The organism is Klebsiella spallanzanii (assembly GCF_902158555.1).
GTDB lineage: Bacteria > Pseudomonadota > Gammaproteobacteria > Enterobacterales > Enterobacteriaceae > Klebsiella > Klebsiella spallanzanii.
Genome location: NZ_CABGGS010000017.1, coordinates 1 through 7,771, shown reverse-complemented (window position 1 = coordinate 7,771; position 7,771 = coordinate 1). Strand labels below are relative to the sequence as shown.

Below are 7,771 nucleotides of genomic sequence, written 5' to 3'. Positions count from 1 at the left end.
GGATAACAATTTCTAAAAGGATACAGCTATGCCCCTGAACACAAATTCACTCGCCGCGGTGCTGGCTCGACGCGACTGGGAAAACCCAGGCGTGACGCAACTCAACCGGCTGGAGGCGCATCCTCCTTTTTACAGCTGGAAAAATGCTGATGATGCTCGCGATAATCGGAAATCTGCGCAGAAATTCAGTCTGAACGGAGAGTGGCAATTTACCTGGTTTGCCTCGCCTGAAGCGGTGCCGGAAAGTTGGCTGACAAGCGATCTGCCGCAGGCGGATACCATCAACGTACCGTCCAACTGGCAGATGGACGGTTATGATGCACCGATTTATACCAACGTCACTTATCCCATACCGGTTAACCCGCCGTTTGTACCGGCTGATAACCCTACTGGTTGTTACTCGCTCACATTTTGCATTGACGATGCCTGGCTTCAGGAAGGACAGACGCGAATCATTTTTGATGGCGTGAACTCGGCGTTCCATCTGTGGTGCAACGGTCGCTGGGTGGGCTACGGGCAGGACAGCCGCCTGCCGTCTGAATTTGATCTTAGCGATTATCTGCGCAGCGGCGAAAACCGTCTGGCGGTCATGGTGCTGCGCTGGAGCGATGGTAGCTATCTGGAAGACCAGGACATGTGGCGGATGAGCGGGATTTTCCGCGATGTTGCTTTGCTGCATAAACCCACCACGCAAATCAGCGACCTGCGGGTAAACACCCGTTTCAACGATGACTTTAGCCGCGCGGTTCTGGAAACGGAAGTGCGGGTAACAGGCGAGCTGCGCGATGATTTACGCGTGACGGTACAGCTGTGGGATGGCGAAACGTTAGTCGGCGAAAAAAGCGCCCCATTAGGCAGTGACATCATTGATGAGCGCGGCGCTTACCATGACCGAATCACCCTGCGTCTGAACGTCGAAAACCCAGCATTGTGGAGCGCCGAGACGCCGAATTTGTATCGTGCCGTGGTGCAACTGCATACCGCCGACGGCACGCTGACGGAAGCTGAAGCCTGCGACGTCGGCTTCCGTCAGGTCAGCATTGAAAACGGCCTGCTGCTGTTGAACGGCAAACCGCTGCTGATTCGCGGCACCAACCGTCATGAACATCACCCGGAGAACGGTCAGGTGATGGACGAGGCGACGATGGTGCAGGACATTCTCCTGATGAAGCAGAACAACTTTAACGCCGTGCGCTGCTCTCATTACCCGAACCACCCGCTGTGGTACACATTGTGCGATCGCTATGGCTTGTATGTCGTGGACGAAGCCAACATTGAAACCCACGGAATGGTGCCGATGAATCGCCTGACCGACGATCCCGACTGGCTGCCCGCCATGAGCCAGCGCGTGACGCGGATGGTACAGCGCGATCGCAACCATCCGAGCATTATCATTTGGTCACTGGGTAACGAATCGGGTCACGGTGTAAATCATGATGCGCTGTATCGTTGGTTGAAATCAGAAGATCCGTCCCGCCCGGTGCAATATGAAGGCGGCGGAGCCAACACTGCCGCCACCGATATTATTTGCCCGATGTACGCCCGCGTCGATCAGGATCAGCCTTTTCCTGCCGTGCCGAAATGGTCAATCAAAAAGTGGCTGTCGCTACCCGGCGAGCAGCGCCCGCTGATCCTCTGCGAGTACGCTCACGCGATGGGTAACAGTTTCGGCGGCTTCGCCAAATACTGGCAGGCATTCCGCCAATACCCACGCTTGCAGGGTGGCTTCGTCTGGGACTGGGTGGATCAGTCGCTTATCAAACACGATGCTGATGGCAAGCTGTGGTCTGCGTATGGCGGTGATTTTGGCGACATGCCTAACGATCGCCAGTTCTGCATGAATGGCCTGGTATTCGCCGATCGCACGCCGCACCCGGCACTGTATGAAGCCAAACATGAACAGCAATTTTTCCAGTTTGCGCTGCTGCCGGGGGCCGAACGTAAGATTGAAGTCACCAGCGAATACCTGTTCCGCCACAGCGATAACGAGGTTCTGCACTGGTCGCTGGCGCTGGATGGTAATCCACTGGCTTCAGGCGTGGCGACGCTGGATATCCCGCCGCAGGGGCGTCAGGTCATCGCGCTGCCGGACTTCCCTAAACCGGAAACCGCAGGCCAGCTGTGGCTGACCGTTCGCGTTGAACAGCCTCAAGCAACCGCATGGTCGCAGGCCGGACATATTTGCGCCTGGCAACAATGGAAGCTCGACGAGAAACTCTGTACGCAGCTGCCGCAGCCCGCTAACCACGCGCCAAAGCTCACTGCCAGCGAGAGCACATTCAGCATCACAGTGAACGAGAAGCGTTGGGAGTTTAGCCGCCAGCAGGGCGTATTGACGCAATACTGGATTGGCAAAGAAGCACAACTGTTGACGCCGCTTATTGACCAGTTTACGCGCGCACCGTTGGATAACGACATCGGCGTGAGCGAATCAACCCGCATCGATCCTAACGCCTGGGTGGAGCGCTGGAAGTCTGCCGGGCACTATCAGACCGAAGCCATATTGCTGCAATGCGATGCCGACGTACTGGCCAGTGCTGTGCAGATAACTACCGCTCATGCCTGGCAGTATCAGGGTGAAACGCTGTTCGTCAGCCGTAAAACGTACCGTATCGGCGGCAATAGCGAGATGCGAATCACTGTCGACGTTGATGTTGCCAGCGGCACGCCTCATCCGGCACGTATCGGCCTGAGCTGCCAGCTTGCGCTGGTGGCTGAGCGGGTTAACTGGCTGGGATTGGGGCCACATGAAAACTATCCGGACAGGCTTTCCGCTGCCTGCTTTGACCGCTGGGATCTGTCGCTGGAGGAGATGTATACCCCGTATGTTTTCCCGACTGAAAATGGTTTGCGCAGTGGAACTCGTGAACTGAAGTACGGCCCGCACTGTTGGCGTGGTGATTTCCTGTTCAACATCAGCCGCTATGGCCAGAAACAGTTGATGGAGACCAGCCACCGTCATCTGCTACAGCCGGAAGCCGGGACCTGGCTCAATATTGACGGTTTCCATATGGGCGTCGGCGGCGATGACTCGTGGAGTCCTTCGGTTTCGCCGGAATTTCAGCTTAGCGCCGGACGCTACCACTACCAACTGGTCTGGGGTCAAAAGTAAAAACACTCGGGCAGGTTCACGCCTGCCCGCATTCAGGGTAAGGAAGTCCATATGTACTATTTAAAAAATACTAACTTTTGGATGTTCGGCTTTTTCTTCTTCTTCTACTTTTTTATCATGGGTGCTTATTTCCCCTTCTTTCCTATCTGGTTACATGATGTAAACCATATAAGCAAAGGGGATACGGGGATCATTTTCGCCTGTATTTCACTATTTTCGCTTCTGTTCCAGCCAGCCTTCGGTCTGCTCTCCGATAAGCTTGGCCTGCGAAAACATCTGCTGTGGATCATCACCGGGATGCTGGTGATGTTCGCCCCGTTCTTTATTTACGTTTTTGGTCCCTTATTACAGGTAAATATTTTACTGGGGTCGATTGTTGGCGGGATCTACCTTGGCTTTATTTACAATGCCGGCGCACCGGCGATTGAAGCCTATATTGAAAAAGCCAGCCGCCGGAGCAACTTTGAATTTGGCCGCGCCCGCATGTTTGGTTGCGTAGGCTGGGCGCTATGCGCCTCGATTGCCGGAATTATGTTCACCATCAATAACCAGTTTGTCTTCTGGCTGGGTTCCGGTTGCGCCGTTATTCTGGCATTGCTGCTGTTCTTTTCAAAAACAGATGCGCCTTCGTCTGCGAAGGTCGCCGATGCGGTGGGGGCCAACAACTCAGCTTTCAGCCTGAAGCTGGCGCTGGAGTTATTTAAACAGCCGAAACTCTGGTTCCTTTCGTTGTACGTGGTCGGCGTTTCCTGTACTTACGATGTATTTGACCAGCAGTTTGCTAACTTCTTCACTTCTTTTTTTGCTACCGGTGAACAAGGCACTCGCGTATTCGGCTACGTCACCACCATGGGGGAGCTGCTTAATGCCAGCATCATGTTCTTTGCGCCGCTGATTGTGAATCGTATTGGCGGAAAGAACGCTTTGCTGCTGGCAGGCACGATCATGTCGGTAAGGATTATCGGCTCGTCTTTCGCCTCCTCCGCGCTGGAGGTCGTGATCCTCAAAACGCTGCATATGTTTGAAATACCGTTCCTGATCGTCGGCTGCTTCAAATACATTACCAGTCAGTTTGAAGTCCGTTTCTCCGCCACGATTTATCTGGTTTGTTTCTGCTTCTTCAAGCAGTTAGCGATGATTTTCATGTCCGTTCTGGCCGGGAATATGTATGAGAGTATTGGCTTCCAGGGGGCTTATCTGGTGTTAGGGATGATTGCGCTGAGCTTTACGCTGATTTCTGTATTTACCCTTAGCGGGCCGGGACCTTTTTCCCGCTCTTTCGCACAATCGGGTAAACAGGCATGAATACAAAAAATAAAGAGGGAATATCATCGATGAACATTTCTATGAGAGACAGAATTAAAGCAGGAAAGCTGTTTACCGATATGTGCGAGGGCCTGCCAGAAGAGAGATTACGTGGCAAAGAACTTATGTACGAATTTAATCACACACGTCCATCAGAGGTTGAAAAAAGAGATAAGCTGATTCGCGAGATGTTTGGAACAGTGGGAAAGCATGTGTGGGTAGAACCGCCAGTTTATTTCTCTTACGGAACCAATATCCATATTGGCGATAATTTCTACGCGAACTTTAATTTTACCATTGTGGACGATTACACGGTCACCATTGGCGATAACGTTTTAATTGCGCCAAATGTGACGATCTCTGTAACAGGGCATCCCGTTCATCATGAGTTAAGAAAAACCGGAGAAATGTTCTCCTTTCCGGTTACCATCGGCAATAACGTATGGATTGGCAGCAATGTAGTTATCAATCCAGGTATAACGATCGGAGACAATTCGGTTATTGGCGCGGGTAGCGTTGTCACCAAAGATATCCCGCCGGATGTCGTTGCCGTCGGTGTTCCATGTAAGGTGATCAGGACAATTACCGATAGAGATAAAGAGTATTATTATAAAGACTTTAAAATTGGAATGGAGGGTTAAATGTATCAACATCATAAAGATGCAATTGATAAAGCCCTCGAAAAAATCAGAGATAAAGAGGACGTTATAGGAGTGATTCTTGGTGGCTCTATTGCTCATGGTTTCGCCACCGAATCCTCAGATATTGACTTAATGCTTATTTTGTCTGAAGTAGATTACCAGTTGGCATTCAATAATGGAGATTTGCACTATCTGGATAATGAATCAGCTGACTATCCCGGAGGATATGTTGAAGGTAAATACATTAGCGAGTCATTTATCAAGTTGGTTGCTGAAAAGGGAACCGAACCAGCACGATTTGCATTCAAAGATGCTATTTTACTTCATTCAGATATGGATGAAGTGAATGTTAATAAATTGATATTAGAAGCATCTTTATACCCTAAAGAAAATAAAGCCAGTAAGTTAGAGACATTTAATGCTCAGTTCGAAGGCTGGAACTGGATGTATTATGAGGGATTAAAGAAAGATGACTGTTATGTCATCACTCACTCAGTTTCTAATCTTTGCCTTTTTGCTGGGCGTCTGTTACTTGCCCATAATGAATTACTCTACCCTTATCATAAATGGTTTTTAAAAGTACTAGAAAGTGCCCCCTGCAAACCCAAGGATATTATTGGATTAATGAGGCAGGCGTTAGAATCAAAATCTAAAAATGATGTCGCAAGACTATATAATGTAATAAAGGATTTTTATAATTGGCCACAATACCAATGCGGTTGGGTTACTAAGTTTGTTATGGATAGTGAAATTAATTGGTTGAATGGACCTACTCCGATAGCGGATTCATAATTTAAAAAAGGTAGTCCCATAGTTTCCGGGAACGCTCACCTGATACCATTATGCTGTCAGTTTCCCCGGTCTTACGACGCTGACAGGGGCTCTGTGGTGGTGTTTGTTGCCGGAGGCCAGCGTTACGCTTCCGGCACCTCATTAACAATGCGGTTACGCAGGCAGCCGATCTTTTCAATTTCCACTTCAATCGTATCGCCATCTCGCAGGAACAGCGGCGGGGTGCGCTTTTTCCCCACGCCGCCCGGTGAGCCGGTCAGGATAACATCGCCCGGCGTCAGCAGGCAGAAGGTGCTGATATAGGCAATCAGCTCCGGGATGCTATGGATCATGCTGGCGGTATTGTCGTTCTGCACTTCCATACCGTTGAGCCGGGTTTTGATGGCCAGCGCGTTAGGGTCGGCGATTTCATCCCGCGTCACCAGCCAGGGGCCAAAGCCGCCGGTCGATGGCCAGTTTTTGCCGGCGGTAAACCAGGCGTGCTGCCAGTCGCGGGCCGAGCCGTCCATATAGCAGCTGTAACCGGCAACGTGCTCCAGCGCCCGCTCGACGGGAATATTGCGCCCGCGTTTGCCGATCACCAGCGCCAGCTCGCCTTCATAATCAAACTCATGGCTGGCAGCCGGTTTAATGATCTCGCCCAGATGCCCGCACTGGGAATCCGGGAAACGGATAAACAGCGTCGGATCGGGATCCTGCTCGTCAAACTCCAGCCTTTTGGCCTGGTAGTTCATCCCGACGCAGAGGATCTTCTGTGGGTCGGGGATCAGCGGCAAAAATTCGATCTCATCAAGGGCATAGTCGATCGCCATATGCGACAGCATTTCTGCCGGGATATTGTCCATTGCCGCCAGAAAGGATTTCAGCGACGGATATTGCAGAAAATGCCGGGTTAAATCGACAACGCCATCCCCCCGCAACAAACCATAGCGGGGAATATTGCTTACACAAAAACTGATTAACTTCATTAATAACTCTCTGGATATTCTTCAGAAAACAGAGGTCCTGCCGGAAAGTGGACTAAAAAACCGGTGGTGGTCAGTAGTTCACTCAGCCCGCAGAACCCAATGCACCGGGGGGCGGCTTCATCGTCGAGGGATGTTAACACGGCGTACCCTTTCTCCCCCAGCACGCCGCCCTGCCAGAGTATTCTCTGGGTCTGATCCTGCAGCCATGGCGACTCGCTTCGCCAGGCCAGAATATGCAGCAGCGTCTGCCTGACAGCCGTATCATCGCCGTGTCCATCGCGACGCAGGCGTGACCAGACCGGCAGCGCCACGCTGCGCACGGTCTCAACCAGGGCGGGCAGATCTGCCGTCAGACCGGGGGCATGACGAAAGCGCCGCAGCACATCGTCACAAAGCGGGTTCTGCGCCAGGGGCTGCTGGCGGGCAAGGCGCAACCCGGCAGCGGCGTAGACCGGCTCCGTAAGTACTACAGCGGTTCGATCGGTGTCATTGACCGGTAGCTGGAGCATTTTCAGGCCAGAGGCCAGCTTGCAGACCTGTTCCAGCGACTGATGAAGGTAGCCTGCCAGCGAGGTCCTGGTGACCCGGGAGGCGGTATATTCAGGTATTGCTGTTTCAGACATCTCTTTCTCCTTGTAGGGTATTCCCGGCTTGCAGACGGCTGTGAACTCGTAGCCTGGCTCAGCGCAGCGCAAGCCGGGAGAACGTATTTCCCGGAGGCGATGCTGCGCATCTGTCCGGGCTACAGATCCATGCAATCCGGTAGCCCGGACAGGTACCGGTTTACATCGCCAGCACGTACTTGAGCATCACCCCGGCGGCTATCGCCGAGCCAATCACCCCCGCCACGTTCGGGCCCATCGCGTGCATCAGCAGGAAGTTCTGCGCGTCCGACTCCAGGCCCACCTTGTTCGACACCCTGGCCGCCATCGGCACCGCCGAGACCCCGGCGG

At 52.5% G+C, this 7,771-nt stretch carries 7 protein-coding genes; 4 read left to right on the top strand and 3 right to left on the bottom strand.

Translation table 11 applies throughout. The annotated features are described in order from the left end of the window. Positions 1 to 28: 28 nt before the first annotated feature. The 4 genes from FN082_RS15000 to FN082_RS14985 are packed head-to-tail and all read left to right on the top strand — an operon-like array spanning position 29 to position 5,850. A complete protein-coding gene (locus FN082_RS15000; RefSeq protein ID WP_142981859.1) occupies positions 29 to 3,112 on the top strand; it encodes a beta-galactosidase in 3,084 nt (1,027 codons plus the stop codon). Between the two features lie 51 nt (positions 3,113 to 3,163). Next, a complete protein-coding gene (locus FN082_RS14995; protein ID WP_139537400.1) occupies positions 3,164 to 4,417 on the top strand; it encodes an MFS transporter in 1,254 nt (417 codons plus the stop codon). A gap of 29 nt (positions 4,418 to 4,446) precedes the next feature. Next, positions 4,447 to 5,058 (top strand): galactoside O-acetyltransferase, encoded by a 612-nt coding sequence (lacA, locus tag FN082_RS14990; RefSeq protein ID WP_142981860.1) that lies wholly within the window; start codon positions 4,447 to 4,449, stop codon positions 5,056 to 5,058. Further along, positions 5,059 to 5,850, top strand: a complete 792-nt coding sequence (locus FN082_RS14985; RefSeq protein ID WP_142467646.1) for a nucleotidyltransferase domain-containing protein — start codon at positions 5,059 to 5,061, stop codon at positions 5,848 to 5,850. It begins immediately after the preceding gene. Between the two features lie 122 nt (positions 5,851 to 5,972). Here FN082_RS14985 and FN082_RS14980 read toward each other — a convergent pair whose 3' ends face one another. The 3 genes from FN082_RS14980 to FN082_RS14970 form a co-directional block, all read right to left on the bottom strand. Beyond that, positions 5,973 to 6,818, bottom strand: a complete 846-nt coding sequence (locus FN082_RS14980) for a fumarylacetoacetate hydrolase family protein (RefSeq protein WP_142981858.1) — start codon at positions 6,816 to 6,818, stop codon at positions 5,973 to 5,975. Beyond that, positions 6,818 to 7,441: a hypothetical protein gene (locus FN082_RS14975; RefSeq protein ID WP_142981857.1), complete on the bottom strand. Its 624-nt coding sequence runs from the start codon at positions 7,439 to 7,441 to the stop codon at positions 6,818 to 6,820. Before FN082_RS14975 ends, FN082_RS14980 begins: the two co-directional genes overlap by 1 nt. 160 nt (positions 7,442 to 7,601) lie before the next feature. Beyond that, positions 7,602 to 7,771 (bottom strand): sodium ion-translocating decarboxylase subunit beta (locus tag FN082_RS14970; RefSeq protein WP_023209704.1); only part of this gene is annotated, 170 nt, incomplete at its 5' end.